Here is a 15,199-nt window from a genome sequence, read left to right as displayed (position 1 = left end):
AACGCCCGGTCTATGGACCGGGCGTTCTGGGTGCATCACATCAGACAGAGCTTAGAAGCGCTCGATCTTCGCCTTGCTTTCCAGCTCCGAGCGGTAGGCAGCGAAATCCTGCTGACCGGCACGTGAAGCCAGGAAACGGCGGTATTGCGTTTTTTCCGCATCGCTCGGCGCTGCAGCCTGATTCACGCCATTGAGGCGCACAATCACGAAGCTGCCGTCTGCTGCGGTCAGGCTGGCAAACTCCGGCTTGTCCTTGCCAGTTGGCTTGGGCATGCGGAACACCGTTTGCAGCACTTGTGGATCTACGCTGTCCTGGCTGCGGCTGGCCGCTTCCAGTACTGTCCAGGCACGACCGTCCTGCTTGGCGGCCAAAGGAATCTTGCCATCGCGCAGACCTGCCAGCAGGGCTTCGCCCTTGGCCTTGGCTGCAGCACTGGCGTGCTCCTTGAGCAACTGGGCACGAATGGAACCCGCGACGCTTTCAAGCGGCAACTGCTTGGGTTGCAGATGTTCCTTGGAGCGCACGACCACGACAGTCTCGGGATCCAGTTCCAGCGTGTTGCTGTTGGAGCCTTCTTCGAGCACTTCCGGGCTGAATGCGGCCTGGATCACTGCACGATTGGCTGTCAGGCCTTCGCCGCCTTCACGACCGAACGGCGCGGTGGTCTGAACCTTGAGGCCAAGATCCTGAGCCGGCTGAGTCAGATCGGACGACTCGAAAGCAGAGTCTTCGAGCTGCTTGGTGACTTCCACAAACTTCTGCTCGACCTGCTGAGCCTTCAGATCATGGGTCAGCTTCTCTTTCAGGCTGGCAAAGCTCGGCACCGAAGGTGCTTCAACGCCCAACAGCTTGATGAGGTGCCAGCCGAAGTCAGTGCGCACTGGCTGCGAAACCTGATCCTTGTTCAAGGCATACAGCGCCTCTTCAAAGGCCGGATCGTAGACACCCTTGCCGGCATAGCCCAGATCGCCACCCTTGTTCGACGAGCCCGGATCCTGCGAGAACTCCTTGGCCAGCGCGGCAAAACTCTCGCCCTTGGCCAGACGCTGCTGGATTTCTTCCAGCCTGGCCTTGGCCTGGGTTTCATTGAGCTTGTCGTTGACTTCAATCAGGATGTGCGCAGCACGACGCTGCTCGGCCAGATTGGCGATTTCACTCTGGTAAGCCGCCTGCAAGTCTTCGTCCTTGACCTGCACCTTGTCGAAGAAGGTCGACTTCTTCAATTCGATGTAATCAAGCACGACCTGCTCAGGACTCATGAACTCCTTGGCATGCTGGTCGTAGTGAGCCTTGACTTCGTCATCGGTCACTTTCGCGGCAGACAGATCGACGGGCAGGGTCAGGCTGGCAAAATCGCGGGTCTGTTTTTCCAGACTGGCAAAAGCCTCGACCTCTTTGTCAGTCACGAAAGCACTGCCAGCGATACCGGCGCGAACCTGACCGATGAGCATTTCCTGACCCAGCAACTGGCGGAACTGCATGCGGCTGTAGCCCAGCTGGCGGATGACCTGATCAAAGCGGTCAGCGTTGAACTTGCCGTCGACCTGGAATTCAGGCGTCATCAGCAGTTGCTGATCCAGCGCGGCCTCGGAAAAGGCGAACTTGGCATCGGCTGCGCCCTGAAGCAGCAGCTTGCGATCGATCAGGCCCTTGAGAGCCGATTCACGCAACAGCTTTTCATCCAGCATCGCAGGATCGAAATCCTTGCCCAACTGTTGAGTCAGCTGCTGAGCCAGTTGGCGACGTTGCATGTCGACGGCCTGGCTCAGTTCGTTCTGAGACACCTTCTCGCCGTTGACCTCGGCAGCGTTCTGCCCGTTGCCACTGGCGGTGAACAGCGCCTCGATGCCCGTCAGGGCCATCAACGCGATGATGATCCCGATAATTGTCTTGGCAATCCAGCCTTGTGAATTGTCCCTGATATTCTGCAGCATTGCGTCCCCCAAAACGGTTGAACCGACTAACCAACCGCAGAGCGTGGGTAGAAAGCGGATAGAAGAAAGGCGCATCCGAGGATGCGCCTTCTCGTAACTGACGAAGCGGAAGGGCTCGAACCCTCCGGCGTTGCAACCGGCTGCACCACCGCTCCGCTACCGGCCCGGATTGACTCCGGCCCGGCGGGCAAAGGCTTGAAGAGGCTTAGTTGACCGCTTCTTTCAGGGCTTTACCGGCTTTGAAACCTGGTTTTTTAGCAGCAGCGATTTCCAGCGTCTTACCAGTCTGTGGGTTGCGACCGATACGAGCAGGACGATCTGTAACGGAGAAAGTACCAAAGCCAACCAGAACAACAGAGTCGCCAGCCTTCAGAGCGCCAGTGACGGATTCGATCACTGCATCCAGCGCACGGCCAGCAGCAGCTTTCGGGATATCAGCAGATGCAGCGATAGCATCAATCAGTTCCGACTTGTTCACTCTAAGTCCCCTTATCTCTATATTGAGTATGTTTCTAAGTTTTTGGTGGTAAGCAAAACGAGCACTGGTGGGCTTGCTGGCACTTGCTTTAAAGAGCCGCTTTATAACAAGGGCCTTAAAAAGCTGTCAAGGAAGCCCACACAGACTTAATGCGTGCTAATTCTTTCCTTAGAGTCAGACTCGCGTTTTTCATCCTTTGCAACAATATCGGGAGCCACATCCGGCAAGGGCTCCGGCGCGTATTGCAGCGCAATTTGCAGGACTTCGTCAATCCATTTAACGGGCTTGATCTGCAAATCCTGCTTGATATTGTCAGGAATTTCCTTCAAATCGCGCACATTCTCTTCCGGGATGATCACGGTCTTGATTCCACCGCGATGCGCCGCCAGCAATTTTTCCTTCAGACCACCAATCGCCAGCACCTGTCCGCGAAGGGTAATTTCACCGGTCATGGCCACATCGGCACGTACCGGAATCTGCGTCAGGGCCGATACCAGCGCCGTGCACATGCCTACGCCAGCGCTAGGACCATCCTTCGGAGTGGCCCCTTCCGGCATGTGAATGTGGGTGTCGTGCTTCTCGTGGAAGTCCGGCGCAATGCCCAGGCTCTTGGCCCGGCTGCGCACGACGGTCTGCGCCGCAGTGATCGATTCGACCATGACATCGCCCAGCGAACCGGTCTTGATCAACTGCCCCTTGCCCGGTATGACAGCGGCTTCGATGGTCAGCAACTCGCCACCGACCTGAGTCCAGGCAAGACCGGTAACCTGACCGATCTGGTCCTGCTGCTCGGCCAGACCGTAGCGGAATTTGCGCACGCCCAGGAAGTGTTCGAGCATCTCGGTCGTGACACGAATTGCAAAACGTTTTTCCAGCGCATGCTCTTTGACCGCCTTGCGGCAGACCTTGGCAATCTGACGTTCAAGACCCCGCACGCCCGCTTCACGGGTGTAATAGCGAATGATGTCGCGGATCGCATCATCGTCGAACTCGATTTCGCCTTTTTTCAGGCCATTGGCCTGAATCTGTTTTGGCGAGAGGTATTTGACGGCAATGTTGACCTTCTCGTCCTCGGTGTAGCCCGGCAGACGGATGACCTCCATCCGGTCCAGCAACGCTGGCGGGATGTTCATCGAGTTCGAGGTACACAGGAACATCACATCCGAGAGGTCGTAATCGACTTCCAGGTAGTGGTCGTTGAAGTTGTGGTTCTGCTCGGGATCCAGCACCTCAAGCAGTGCCGACGCAGGGTCGCCACGCATGTCACTGCCCATCTTGTCGATTTCATCGAGAAGAAACAGCGGGTTGCGCACGCCAACCTTGGTCATTTTCTGGATCAGACGACCTGGCATCGACCCGATGTAAGTCCGGCGATGACCACGAATCTCGGCCTCGTCACGCACGCCACCCAGAGCCATGCGCACGAACTTGCGGTTGGTGGCGCTGGCGATGGACTCGGCCAGGGAGGTTTTACCCACGCCCGGTGGCCCTACGAGGCACAGTACAGGCCCACGAATCTTCTTCACGCGCTTTTGCACGGCGAGGTATTCAAGGATGCGTTCCTTGACCTCTTCCAGACCGTAGTGGTCGGAGTCGAGAATGGCCTCAGCGCGCCCCAGATCGAGGCGAACCTTGCTCTGAGCCTTCCACGGCACCTGAACCAGCCAGTCGATGTAGGAACGCACCACAGTGGCTTCAGCCGACATCGGAGACATTTGCTTGAGCTTGTTCAGCTCGGCGGTCGCCTTGGCCAGAGCATCTTTGGGCAAGCCGGCGGCTTCGATGCGCTTTTTCAGCTCTTCAATTTCGTTGTGGCCTTCATCGCCATCGCCCAGTTCTTTCTGAATGGCCTTCATCTGCTCATTCAGGTAGTACTCGCGCTGGCTGCGCTCCATCTGCTTCTTGACGCGACCGCGAATGCGCTTTTCAACCTGCAGCAGGTCGATTTCGGCATCCAGCAAGGCCAGTACGTGTTCGACACGGGCTGGCAGGTCGATGATTTCGAGGATTTCCTGCTTCTGCTCGATTTTCAGCGCCATATGCGCTGCCATGGTATCTACCAGACGACCCGGCTCATCGATGCTGTTGAGCGATGACAGGACTTCGGCAGGGACTTTCTTGCCAAGCTGGACATACTGCTCGAACTGCGACAGCAGGCTGCGTACGAAAACTTCGGACTCACGGTCCGGCGCTTCGGTCTCATCGATCAGCGCGACTTCTGCGCGGCAATGGCCTTCGACCTCGATGAAACGCTCGACAGAGCCACGCTGCTCGCCTTCGACCAGCACCTTGACGGTACCGTCAGGCAACTTGAGCAACTGCAATACGGTTGCAATGGTGCCTACGCTATAAAGGGCTTTCTCATCGGGATCGTCGTCAGCCGGATTTCTTTGCGCCAGCAACAGGATTTGCTTGTCGCCGGTCATCGCTGCTTCTAGAGCTTCGATAGACTTCTCGCGCCCCACGAACAGCGGGATAACCATGTGCGGATAAACCACAACATCACGCAATGGCAAGAGAGGCAATTCGATTGTGGTCTTCATGATTTCGCCTCTACGGCGGCCAATTGGCCGTGGACAGGTGGAAGTAGCTTGAAGTCAAGATGGGGGTAGCGTTCAAAAAAAACAAGCTTTAGTGGCCTGTTTTGAAAATACGCTCTCTTTTTGACGAACGAGCGCAGCTGACGGACAGGCCGCCGCATCCGCTCATAACGAGGAATGGCAACACAATCAGGCGGTTACAGGCGCTGTCAAAAGAGCAAAATGACTCACTGGACAGGATACTAGTGGCCCGCGGAGGGAAAACGTTCCCTGGGAATACAAAAAGCGGCGATGCATAAATGCAGAAGGAGGCCCGCAGGCCCCCTTCTGTACGTCTCTTGCTGCGCTTTACGCGTCAGGAGCAACCTTGGCAGGCGGCTCGCTGTTTTCGTAGATCAGCAACGGCTTGGACGAGCCATCGATAACGCTCTCGTCGATCACCACTTTGCTCACGTCAGTCTGCGACGGGATTTCATACATGGTGTCGAGCAATACGCCTTCCAGGATGGAACGCAGACCGCGGGCACCTGTCTTGCGCTCCAGCGCACGACGAGCAACCGATTTCAGTGCGTCGGTACGGAACTCGAGGTCCACACCTTCCATCTCGAACAGCTTGGCATACTGCTTGGTAAGGGCGTTTTTCGGCTCTGTGAGGATCTGCATCAGCGCAGCCTCATCCAGCTCGTCCAGCGTCGCCAGCACTGGCAGACGGCCCACGAACTCGGGGATCAGACCGAACTTGACCAGATCGTCAGGCTCGACTTCACGCAGGGATTCGCCAACCTTCTTGCCTTCTTCCTTGCTGCGCACTTCGGCGTTGAAGCCGATGCCGCCACGGGTCGAACGGTTCTGGATGACTTTTTCCAGGCCCGAGAAAGCGCCACCGCAGATAAACAGGATATTGCGCGTGTCCACCTGCAGGAATTCCTGCTGTGGGTGCTTGCGTCCGCCTTGAGGAGGAACGGAAGCCACGGTGCCCTCGATCAGTTTCAGCAAGGCTTGCTGCACGCCTTCACCGGAAACGTCACGAGTAATCGAAGGGTTGTCGGATTTGCGGGAAATCTTGTCGATTTCGTCGATGTAGACAATACCCATCTGGGCCTTTTCTACGTCGTAATCGCATTTCTGCAACAGCTTCTGAATGATGTTTTCCACGTCCTCACCGACATAACCGGCTTCGGTCAGGGTCGTGGCATCGGCGATGGTGAACGGTACATTGAGCAGACGTGCCAGTGTTTCAGCGAGCAAGGTCTTGCCGGAGCCTGTAGGGCCGATCAGCAGGATGTTGCTTTTGCCGAGTTCAACATCATCGTTTTTCTTGTCGCGCTGGTTCAGGCGTTTGTAGTGGTTGTACACCGCTACTGCGAGAACCTTTTTGGCACGTTCCTGACCAATTACATACTGATCAAGGATGCCGCTGATTTCTTTAGGCGAAGGCAATTTATGCGCGCTGCTTTCTGCCTGTGCTTCCTGCACCTCCTCGCGGATGATGTCATTGCACAGGTCGACGCACTCGTCGCAGATAAAGACCGAGGGGCCGGCAATCAATTTGCGCACTTCATGCTGGCTTTTGCCACAGAAGGAGCAATAGAGCAGTTTGCCGTTGTCCTCGCCGTTGCGGGTGTCAGTCATTCGATCGATCCAATCCGGTAGGCTTGCAACACAAGATGAAGGCTATTGCGGGCTTTTTCAAGTCCGCAGGTGGTCGGTTGGTCCAACCACCTACATTTTGAGTTACTTAGGCAGGCATTTGACGTTTGTTGATCACAGAGTCGATCAGGCCGTATTCCGCCGCGCGATCAGCGCTCATGAAATTGTCGCGCTCGGTATCGCGCTCAATGGTTTCAAGGCTTTGACCGGTGTGGTGGGCCAGCAGCGAGTTCAGGCGATGACGAATGTGCAGGATTTCCTTGGCATGGATGTCGATATCCGACGCCTGCCCCTGGAAACCGCCCAACGGCTGGTGAATCATCATCCGCGAGTTAGGCAGGCAATGACGCTTGCCCTCGGCACCGCCAGCCAGCAGGAAAGCACCCATGCTGCAGGCCTGACCGATACAGATGGTCGATACGTCCGGCTTGATGAACTGCATGGTGTCGTAGATCGACATGCCTGCTGTCACCGAACCGCCAGGTGAGTTGATGTAGAGATGGATATCCTTGTCCGGGTTTTCCGCTTCAAGGAACAGCAGTTGCGCCGCAATAAGGTTGGCCATGTAGTCCTCTACCGGACCAACCATAAAGATCACACGCTCCTTGAGAAGGCGCGAGTAGATGTCATAGGCGCGTTCGCCACGGGCGGACTGCTCGATAACCATCGGGACCAGGCCGCCAGCGGCCTGGATGTCAGAGTTCTGCTGAATATAAGAATTGCGGGACATGTCCTGCATTCACTCCCAAATAGTCGAGTCTTGAATACGCACAAGCCAGCGCGAAGGCTGGCTTGTGGGTGTTTTCGAACGAAAGGAGAAATCAGTCGGCTTTTGGAGCTTCCACCGGCTTGACCGCTTCTTCGTAGGAGACCGATTTGTCGGTCACGCTAGCTTTCTGCAAAACAGTATCTACAACTTGCTCTTCAAGCACAACAGAACGTACTTCGTTCATTTGCTGCTCGTTCTTGTAGTACCAGGCAACAACCTGCTCAGGCTCTTGATAGGCAGAGGCCATTTCCTGGATCAGATCACGAACGCGAGCGTCGTCTGGCTTGAGCTCGAACTGCTTGACCACTTCAGCAACGATCAGGCCCAGCTCGACACGACGCTTGGCTTGCTCTTCGAACAGCTCGGCCGGCAGTTGGTCAGGCTTGATGTTGCCACCGAACTGTTGAACAGCCTGGACGCGCAGACGGTTGACTTCGTTTTCCAGCAGCGCTTTTGGCACTTCGATCGGGTTGGCAGCCAGCAGACCGTCCATGACCTGGTTCTTGACCTTGGACTTGATGGCCTGACGCAGCTCACGCTCCATGTTCTTGCGAACTTCGGTGCGGAAACCTTCGATACCGGTTTCCTTGATACCGAACTGCTTGAAGAACTCTTCGTTCAGCTCAGGCAGCGTTGGTGCGGAAACACTGTTGACGGTAACGGTGAACTCAGCAGCTTTGCCAGCCAGCTCCAGGTTCTGGTAGTCCTCAGGGAAGGTGACGTTCAGAACGCGCTCTTCACCCGCCTTGGCGCCAACCAGACCATCTTCGAAACCAGGGATCATGCGGCCGGAACCCAGAACCAGCTGGGTGCCAGTGGCAGAACCGCCAGCGAAGACTTCGCCATCAACCTTGCCAACAAAATCGATGTTCAGCTGGTCTTCGTTCTGGGCAGCACGATCGGCCACTTCAAAACGAACGTTCTGCTTGCGCAGGATTTCCAGCATGTTGTCCAGGTCGCTGTCAGCCACGTCAGCGGACAGGCGCTCGACGGAGATGGACTCGAAACCTGCGACGGTGAACTCAGGGAACACTTCGAAAGTAGCGATGTATTCCAGGTCCTTGCCTTTCTCGAAGGACTTTGGCTCTACAGCAGGTGCGCCAGCCGGGTTCAGCTTCTGCTCGACCACTGCTTCGTAGAAGGTAGCCTGAATCAGATCGCCCAGCGCTTCCTGACGTGCGCCATCTTCATAACGCTGACGGATCACGCTCATAGGCACTTTGCCAGGGCGGAAGCCCGGGATCTTGGCTTTACGTGCGGTCTGCTGCAGACGCTTGTTGACTTCAGTCTCGATGCGTTCGGCAGGCACGCCAATGGTCATGCGGCGCTCAAGAGCGGAAGTATTTTCAACAGAAACTTGCATGGATATTCCTCGTTGCACAGACGTTAGCCGGCCGTTTCCGACCCCAGAATCAAGGGCATGCATTCTAGTGGGTCAAACTCAAGAAGTCACCCTACTGAAAAAGGGCAGATTTAAGAGGATGGAATCGGACTGCTGGCGAGCAAGGGCAACAAGGCCGTTACTGCACCGGCAACGCGTCTGGCACGGGCTATATAAAGGAAGCACGTGCGCCGGACCGCTACCGATTCCATCCACGTAGCGCGCCCCGCTCGACCGGCGGCAATGCGCCAACCGACCAGCGAGACGATAAAACCAACACGCTGAAACAAAAGAAGCCGCACTGGGCGGCTCCTTCAAATAGTGAGTTTTTCAAGAAACTCACTACCCTATATCTGGGTGCGGACGGAGGAAACCACATTTATCCGTTCATGTCACTGATTTTATTGGAAATATCCAGCACACACTCCAGATCGATGTAATGCCAACATCCAGACACCAGGCGCTATACCCCGAGATTGAACGAGATCCCGGACAGATCAACTTGTACAATGGCAGGGCTGACTCCCGTACCCACCGGGAAAAACAGGTCGCTTTGCGGACGAGCCTCAGATGGAAGTGTCGCCAGCACCCCAACAGCACCACCACTTACGGTTCCGCGCAACTGCACCTTGTTATCCAAGTCGATCCCCGCCACCGCTATATATATAGATATCCCACTTCATGGCAGCACGCATCATATCCTCTGCCCTTGCCCACATATCCATCGCCGCAAGGCATATACAGCGCCACTTCAAATGGCGTCAGGGCTCGGCGGGGCGAGCTCCTGATTACAGACATCCACCTTATCGTCGTGACCAGCAGTCATCAGCACACCACTAGCTGAGGCTCAACCACACAAAAAAAATAACCCCAGACACACCTTTTTTAAATTGACAAACATAACCCCAGAGTCATACCTTTCACATCAACCACCCAAGGAGGCGGAGGTGCAAAGCAGGCAACTCTTCAAGGAGCTTGAAGCAGATGGATGGATTCTGGATCGCGTCACCGGAAGCCACCACATGTTCAAACACCCAGACAAAACCCAGACAGTTCCAGTACCCCACCCCAGGAAAGACCTACCAATTGGAACGGTAAGGGCAATCAAGAAACTAGCCGGACTGCTGTAACCCAGCTTCACCTTTGCAGGAGAACCACATGAAATATCCAATGTGCATCGAATGGGGTGACGAGAACACCGCCTTCGGCATTCAGATCCCCGACATTCCAGGAGCTATTACCGCAGGCGACACTTTTGATGAGGCGCACACAGCGGCAGTCGAAATTGCTCACATCATGCTGCAGGAGATCGCAGCAGGCGGCGGAGACATTCCAACGCCAACCGCTATGGCTGGGCACGTCAAGAATCCTGATTTCGCAGGCATGGGATGGGGAATGCTTGAGATTGATATCACCCCTTATCTGGGCAAGACCGAGAAGGTGAACGTCACGTTGCCCGGCTCCGTGATTCAGCAGATCGACAAGTATGTCGAGACTCACAACCTGAAAAGCAGATCCACCTTCCTGGCTGAAACAGCATTGAGAGCTCTACAACTGAAAGGAGATTCCATGTCTGTCAGAAAGATCTCGTACCTGAATTCTCGCGGCGAGAAGCGCGAGGTACCAACCGCAGCAAAGGCTCACAGACCCGAAAGCGAGTCCGCCCTCTACTTTGCCTGTCGCACCATATGCATCATTGAGGGCCTACCCCTGAAGGCAGGCAGCGATTTCTCGGAAGCACTCATCTCCAACGGCATTACCGAGATTGAAGTCAGCTTTAGCGCAACAAACCCTTAGCAGCGCTCTATGACGAAAAGGGACGCGCCAGCGTACATAAATAGAGCGAAAGAAGATAAAAACAGCCAGAAAAGAAAAAAGCCGCTCAAGGCGGCTTTATTCCTGTGTTTCGCGCATGTCACTGAATGACTGCGAAACCTTGTATGGTGCGGACGGAGAGACTCGAACTCTCACACCTTGCGGCGCTGGAACCTAAATCCAGTGTGTCTACCAATTCCACCACATCCGCGTTACAAGCTTTTAAAGCAAAGGCGCCAGTTTATATGTAATAAATCTGGCGCCTCTCTGAATATGGGGTGGACGATGGGGATCGAACCCACGACAACAGGAGTCACAATCCTGTGCTCTACCAACTGAGCTACGCCCACCATATTGCATGCAACTCTTACAACTTACCTACCGTGCCAAAGCCGCCATTAAATGGCGCACCCGGCAGGACTCGAACCTGCGACCATCCGCTTAGAAGGCGGATGCTCTATCCAGCTGAGCTACGGGCACTTATATAATCTGCATTCTTATCGAGTACAAATCAGAAGGCTTTCAATCACGTCGAGTTGAACTTCAACCCCACCTGACTCACATCAACCAACGCCAGCTTCTTCAGCAGTGCTGGGTGCTGCCCGGCAAGTGCGACGAATCTTATAGACGCCCCCCAGGGTCGTCAACTCTTTTTTGAAAAAAATTCAGTTAGATAAAGGAGTTAGCTGAATATACAGACCAAGCGCCTTTGCCCTTGCGCCATGTCATGCGAGAATGCGCGCTCATTTTTTCCCTCTCGATGGTTAATCACGCGTCATGACTGCACAACTTATCGACGGCAAAGCGATCGCCGCCAGCCTGCGCCAGCAGATCGCCAAACGTGTCGCCGAACGTCGCGAGCAAGGCCTGCGCACGCCAGGCCTCGCGGTGATTCTGGTGGGCAGCGACCCCGCTTCCCAGGTTTATGTCTCTCACAAGCGCAAGGACTGCGAGGAAGTCGGCTTCATTTCCCAGGCCTACGACCTGCCCGCCGAGACCACACAGGTTGCGCTGACAGAGCTGATCGATCGCCTCAACGGCGACGCCGATGTCGACGGCATTCTGCTGCAACTGCCATTGCCCGAGCATCTGGACGCATCCCTGCTGCTTGAGCGCATTCGCCCGGACAAGGATGTTGATGGCTTCCACCCTTATAACGTCGGTCGTCTGGCCCAGCGCATCCCGCTGCTGCGCCCCTGCACCCCGAAAGGGATCATGACTCTGCTGGAAAGCACCGGTGTCGATCTGTACGGGCTGGACGCAGTGGTTGTCGGCGCTTCCAATATCGTCGGCCGTCCGATGGCGATGGAACTGTTGCTGGCCGGCTGCACCGTCACCGTGACCCACCGTTTCACCAAGGATCTGGCAGGCCATGTGGGCCGCGCCGATCTGGTGGTGGTGGCCGCTGGCAAACCCGGTCTGGTCAAGGGCGAGTGGATCAAGCCCGGTGCCATCGTCATCGACGTGGGTATCAACCGCCAGGAAGACGGCAAGCTTGTGGGTGACGTCGTGTACGAAACCGCCCTGCCCCGCGCTGGCTGGATCACTCCGGTCCCTGGCGGTGTCGGCCCGATGACTCGCGCCTGCCTGCTGGAAAACACCCTGTACGCTGCAGAAACCCTGCACGACTGAGTGTTTCCACCATGAAAAACGGCACCTCATGAGGTGCCGTTTTCATTTCTGTCACCGATTACTTGCGTGCCGCCTCCCAGCTCTTGAGCAGTTCGGAGTACGACACGGTTTCGCCTTTCGGTTTCTCGTTGGCCAGTTTGCGTTGCGGAGCAGCCCAGCCATCCGGGGACGCCTCACCCTTCTTGTACCACTCTTCAGCCGTGGTTTCCGGGTTCAGCTTCGGCGCACAACCACTCTTCTCCTGAGCCTTGGAGCGTTCAAGACGCATCAGGATCGAATCCTGATCCTTGGCCAGACCGTCCAGAGCCTGCTGTGCGGTTTTCTCGCCGGTGACCGCTTCCGCTACGTGACTCCACCACAGTTGCGCCAGCTTCGGATAATCAGGGACGTTGGTGCCGGTTGGCGACCATTGCACACGGGCCGGGCTGCGATAGAACTCCACCAGACCACCCAGCTTGGGCGCCAGTTCGGTCATTTCCCTGGAGTTGATGTCCGACTCACGAATCGGCGTCAGGCCCACGATGGTTTTCTTCAGGGAAACGGTTTTCGAGGTCACGAACTGCGCGTACAGCCAGGCTGCCAAGCGCTGTTTCTCGGGTGTCGAGTACAGGAAGGTCCACGAACCCACATCCTGATAGCCCAGCTTCATGCCGTCTTTCCAGTACGGCCCCTTGGGTGAAGGGGCCATGCGCCACTTGGGCGTGCCATCGGCATTCATCACCGGCAAACCGGGTTTGGTCATGTCTGCTGTAAAGGCGGTGTACCAGAAGATCTGCTGCGCGACGTTACCCTGAGAAGGCACCGGGCCAGACTCGGAGAACGTCATGCCTGCCGCTTCCGGTGGCGCATAAGCCTTGAGCCAGTCGATGTATTTCTGAGTCGCGAACACTGCGGCCGGGCCGTTGGTGTCGCCACCGCGAGTGATGCTGGAGCCCACCGGACGGCAGTTCTCTACACGAATCCCCCACTCGTCCACCGGCAAACCGTTGGGCAAGCCCTTGTCGCCGCCACCGGCCATGGAGAACCAGGCATCGGTGAAGCGCCAGCCCAGGGACGGGTCTTTCTTGCCGTAGTCCATGTGCCCATAAATGCGTTTGCCGTCGATTTCCTTGACGTCTTCGCTGAAGAACTTGGCAATGTCCTCGTAGGCAGACCAGTTGACCGGCACACCCAGCTCATAGCCGTACTTGGCCTGGAACTTCGCCTTGAGGTCCGCACGCTCGAACCAGTCGGCACGGAACCAGTAAAGGTTCGCGAACTGCTGGTCAGGCAACTGATAGACCTTGCCGTCCGGCGCAGTCGTGAAAGACAGACCGATAAAGTCTTTCAGGTCCAGGGTCGGAGAAGTCACCTTTTTGCCGGCATCGCTGGCCATCAGCTCGGTCAGCGATTGCGCCTTTCCGTAGCGGAAGTGAGTGCCGATCAGGTCCGAATCGTTGACCCAGCCGTCATAGATGTTCTTGTCCGACTGCATCTGGGTCTGGATCTTCTCGATCACATCCCCTTCCTGCACCAGGTCATGGGTGAGCTTGATCCCGGTGATTTCGGTAAACGCCTTGGCCAGGGTCTTGGATTCATATTCGTGGGTGGTCAGGGTTTCCGACACCACCTTGATTTCCATCCCGCGAAACGGTTCAGCGGCCTTGATGAACCATTCCAGCTCCGCCAGTTGCTGCTCGGGGGTCAGGGTCGAAGGCTTGAATTCGGAGCCGATCCATTTTTTCGCGGCATCCTCATAGGCATCCGCCCACGCCGTCACGCTCAATCCACTGCATGCCAGCATCGAAGCCAGCGCCACGCTATGTCTCAGCTTGTTGTTTTTGTAGAACATAGACACCTCCAGATGATTATTACCCAGGGCACGTTGCCGCCTCCCGGACAGTCCCGGCACGAACAGTTGCCCGGCTACCCCCAACGCATTACGACAAACAACCACACCAGCGATACCAGCGAGGCGACCCAGATACTCCAGTCCGTCACGCCGATGACCAGCAAATGCAGGTAGGCACTTGCCAGCAGTCCGATAAACAAACGATCACCACGGCTGGTTTCGATCGGCAGAAAACCGCGCCGCTCGACACAGGGCGAACTCAGCTCCCACACCGTCATGCCCACCAGCAGCATAGCGATAGAACCGAAGAAACCCGCCGTCAGTGAAGTCCAGGCCATCCACTCCATATCTCGACTCCTCAGACCCGGCCCAGGGCAAAGCCCTTGACCACGTGATTGCGAACAAACCAGATCACCAGCATGCCCGGCAGAATGGTCAGCACGCCTGCCGCCGCCAGCACACCCCAATCGATACCCGATGCCGATACGGTGCGGGTCATGACTGCCGCGATGGGCTTGGCGTTGACCGACGTCAGGGTGCGCGCCAGCAGCAGCTCAACCCAGGAAAACATGAAGCAGAAGAACGCCGTCACGCCGATGCCGGAGCCAATCAGCGGCACGAAGATCTTCACGAAGAAGCGAGGAAAACTATAGCCGTCGATATAAGCCGTCTCGTCGATTTCCTTGGGGACGCCCGACATGAAGCCTTCCAGAATCCACACCGCCAGCGGTACGTTGAACAGGCAGTGCGCCAGCGCCACGGCAATATGGGTGTCGAACAGGCCGATCGAGGAATAGAGCTGGAAGAACGGCAGCAAGAACACCGCCGGTGGTGCCATGCGATTGGTCAGCAGCCAGAAGAACAGATGCTTGTCGCCCAGAAACCGGTAGCGCGAGAACGCATAAGCCGCTGGCAATGCCACAGCCAGGGAAATGACGGTGTTCAGGCACACGTAATACAGCGAGTTGAGATAACCGTTGTACCAACTGGGGTCGGTGAAAATCACCCGGTAATTGGCCAGCGTGAAATCCTGCGGCCAGAGCGTCAGGCCACCGAGAATCTCGGTGTTGCTCTTGAACGACATGTTCAACAGCCAATAGATCGGCACCAGCAGGAACAGGATGTAGATCAATAACGGCACAGCCTTGCGTGCATTCATGGCCGATCC

Annotated in this window: 11 protein-coding genes, 3 tRNA genes and 1 pseudogene; 3 read left to right on the top strand and 12 right to left on the bottom strand. The window is 56.3% G+C overall.

Annotated features, from left to right (window positions below):
* Window positions 1-51: 51 nt before the first annotated feature.
* From K5D32_RS06885 to tig, 6 genes are all read right to left on the bottom strand, one after another.
* The gene (locus K5D32_RS06885) at window positions 52-1,935 is read right to left on the bottom strand and encodes a SurA N-terminal domain-containing protein (RefSeq protein WP_221576433.1); all 1,884 of its coding nucleotides are present in this window, start codon (window positions 1,933-1,935) and stop codon (window positions 52-54) included.
* Window positions 1,936-2,140: 205 nt separating this feature from the next.
* The gene (locus K5D32_RS06880; RefSeq protein ID WP_002552737.1) at window positions 2,141-2,413 is read right to left on the bottom strand and encodes an HU family DNA-binding protein; all 273 of its coding nucleotides are present in this window, start codon (window positions 2,411-2,413) and stop codon (window positions 2,141-2,143) included.
* 146 nt (window positions 2,414-2,559) lie between these two features.
* Complete coding sequence (gene lon / locus K5D32_RS06875; protein ID WP_025259225.1) at window positions 2,560-4,956, bottom strand: endopeptidase La; 2,397 nt, start codon at window positions 4,954-4,956, stop codon at window positions 2,560-2,562.
* Between the two features lie 345 nt (window positions 4,957-5,301).
* Window positions 5,302-6,585, bottom strand: coding sequence for an ATP-dependent Clp protease ATP-binding subunit ClpX (gene clpX / locus K5D32_RS06870; protein WP_025259224.1), 1,284 nt, complete (start codon window positions 6,583-6,585; stop codon window positions 5,302-5,304).
* Between the two features lie 106 nt (window positions 6,586-6,691).
* Entirely contained in the window at window positions 6,692-7,333 is a 642-nt protein-coding gene (gene clpP, locus K5D32_RS06865; protein ID WP_025259223.1) for an ATP-dependent Clp endopeptidase proteolytic subunit ClpP, read from the bottom strand.
* 91 nt (window positions 7,334-7,424) lie between these two features.
* Window positions 7,425-8,735, bottom strand: a complete 1,311-nt coding sequence (tig, locus tag K5D32_RS06860; protein ID WP_025259222.1) for a trigger factor — start codon at window positions 8,733-8,735, stop codon at window positions 7,425-7,427.
* A 965-nt stretch (window positions 8,736-9,700) separates the two neighbouring features.
* Here tig and K5D32_RS06855 point away from each other — a divergent pair.
* Both K5D32_RS06855 and K5D32_RS25900 read left to right on the top strand, forming a co-directional pair.
* Window positions 9,701-9,883, top strand: coding sequence for a type II toxin-antitoxin system HicA family toxin (locus K5D32_RS06855; protein ID WP_221599558.1), 183 nt, complete (start codon window positions 9,701-9,703; stop codon window positions 9,881-9,883).
* Between the two features lie 28 nt (window positions 9,884-9,911).
* Window positions 9,912-10,304: pseudogene (locus K5D32_RS25900) on the top strand (type II toxin-antitoxin system HicB family antitoxin); the annotation flags it as partial.
* A gap of 390 nt (window positions 10,305-10,694) precedes the next feature.
* Here the strand turns inward: K5D32_RS25900 and K5D32_RS06845 are convergent.
* The 3 genes from K5D32_RS06845 to K5D32_RS06835 form a co-directional block, all read right to left on the bottom strand.
* A tRNA-Leu gene (locus K5D32_RS06845) sits at window positions 10,695-10,779 on the bottom strand.
* Window positions 10,780-10,842: 63 nt separating this feature from the next.
* Window positions 10,843-10,918: transfer RNA gene (locus K5D32_RS06840), tRNA-His, on the bottom strand.
* A gap of 53 nt (window positions 10,919-10,971) precedes the next feature.
* A tRNA-Arg gene (locus K5D32_RS06835) sits at window positions 10,972-11,048 on the bottom strand.
* 297 nt (window positions 11,049-11,345) lie between these two features.
* Between K5D32_RS06835 and folD the strand changes: the two genes are divergently transcribed.
* Window positions 11,346-12,200, top strand: a complete 855-nt coding sequence (gene folD, locus K5D32_RS06830; protein WP_221599556.1) for a bifunctional methylenetetrahydrofolate dehydrogenase/methenyltetrahydrofolate cyclohydrolase FolD — start codon at window positions 11,346-11,348, stop codon at window positions 12,198-12,200.
* A gap of 58 nt (window positions 12,201-12,258) precedes the next feature.
* Here folD and K5D32_RS06825 read toward each other — a convergent pair whose 3' ends face one another.
* From K5D32_RS06825 to K5D32_RS06815, 3 genes are all read right to left on the bottom strand, one after another.
* Window positions 12,259-14,031, bottom strand: a complete 1,773-nt coding sequence (locus K5D32_RS06825) for an ABC transporter substrate-binding protein (RefSeq protein WP_221599555.1) — start codon at window positions 14,029-14,031, stop codon at window positions 12,259-12,261.
* 74 nt (window positions 14,032-14,105) lie between these two features.
* The gene (locus K5D32_RS06820; protein ID WP_221599554.1) at window positions 14,106-14,378 is read right to left on the bottom strand and encodes a DUF2160 domain-containing protein; all 273 of its coding nucleotides are present in this window, start codon (window positions 14,376-14,378) and stop codon (window positions 14,106-14,108) included.
* Between the two features lie 11 nt (window positions 14,379-14,389).
* Window positions 14,390-15,190 (bottom strand): carbohydrate ABC transporter permease, encoded by an 801-nt coding sequence (locus tag K5D32_RS06815; protein ID WP_025259218.1) that lies wholly within the window; start codon window positions 15,188-15,190, stop codon window positions 14,390-14,392.
* Window positions 15,191-15,199: the final 9 nt, after the last annotated feature.

This window comes from Pseudomonas cichorii (assembly GCF_019719005.1).
GTDB classification, from domain to species: Bacteria; Pseudomonadota; Gammaproteobacteria; order Pseudomonadales; family Pseudomonadaceae; genus Aquipseudomonas; species Aquipseudomonas cichorii_E.
The sequence above is the reverse complement of the archived record's forward strand: the minus strand, read 5'-3'. Positions and strand labels throughout refer to the sequence as shown.

Excerpts from the sequence above, each read along its gene's own strand:
- K5D32_RS06885 (WP_221576433.1), bottom strand. The coding sequence starts at position 1,935 with ATGCTGCAGAATATCAGGGACAATTCACAAGGCTGGATTGCCAAGACA.
- lon (WP_025259225.1), bottom strand. The coding sequence starts at position 4,956 with ATGAAGACCACAATCGAATTGCCTCTCTTGCCATTGCGTGATGTTGTG.
- clpX (WP_025259224.1), bottom strand. The coding sequence starts at position 6,585 with ATGACTGACACCCGCAACGGCGAGGACAACGGCAAACTGCTCTATTGC.
- clpP (WP_025259223.1), bottom strand. The coding sequence starts at position 7,333 with ATGTCCCGCAATTCTTATATTCAGCAGAACTCTGACATCCAGGCCGCT.
- tig (WP_025259222.1), bottom strand. The coding sequence starts at position 8,735 with ATGCAAGTTTCTGTTGAAAATACTTCCGCTCTTGAGCGCCGCATGACC.
- folD (WP_221599556.1), top strand. The coding sequence starts at position 11,346 with ATGACTGCACAACTTATCGACGGCAAAGCGATCGCCGCCAGCCTGCGC.
- K5D32_RS06825 (WP_221599555.1), bottom strand. The coding sequence starts at position 14,031 with ATGTTCTACAAAAACAACAAGCTGAGACATAGCGTGGCGCTGGCTTCG.
- K5D32_RS06820 (WP_221599554.1), bottom strand. The coding sequence starts at position 14,378 with ATGGAGTGGATGGCCTGGACTTCACTGACGGCGGGTTTCTTCGGTTCT.
- K5D32_RS06815 (WP_025259218.1), bottom strand. The coding sequence starts at position 15,190 with ATGAATGCACGCAAGGCTGTGCCGTTATTGATCTACATCCTGTTCCTG.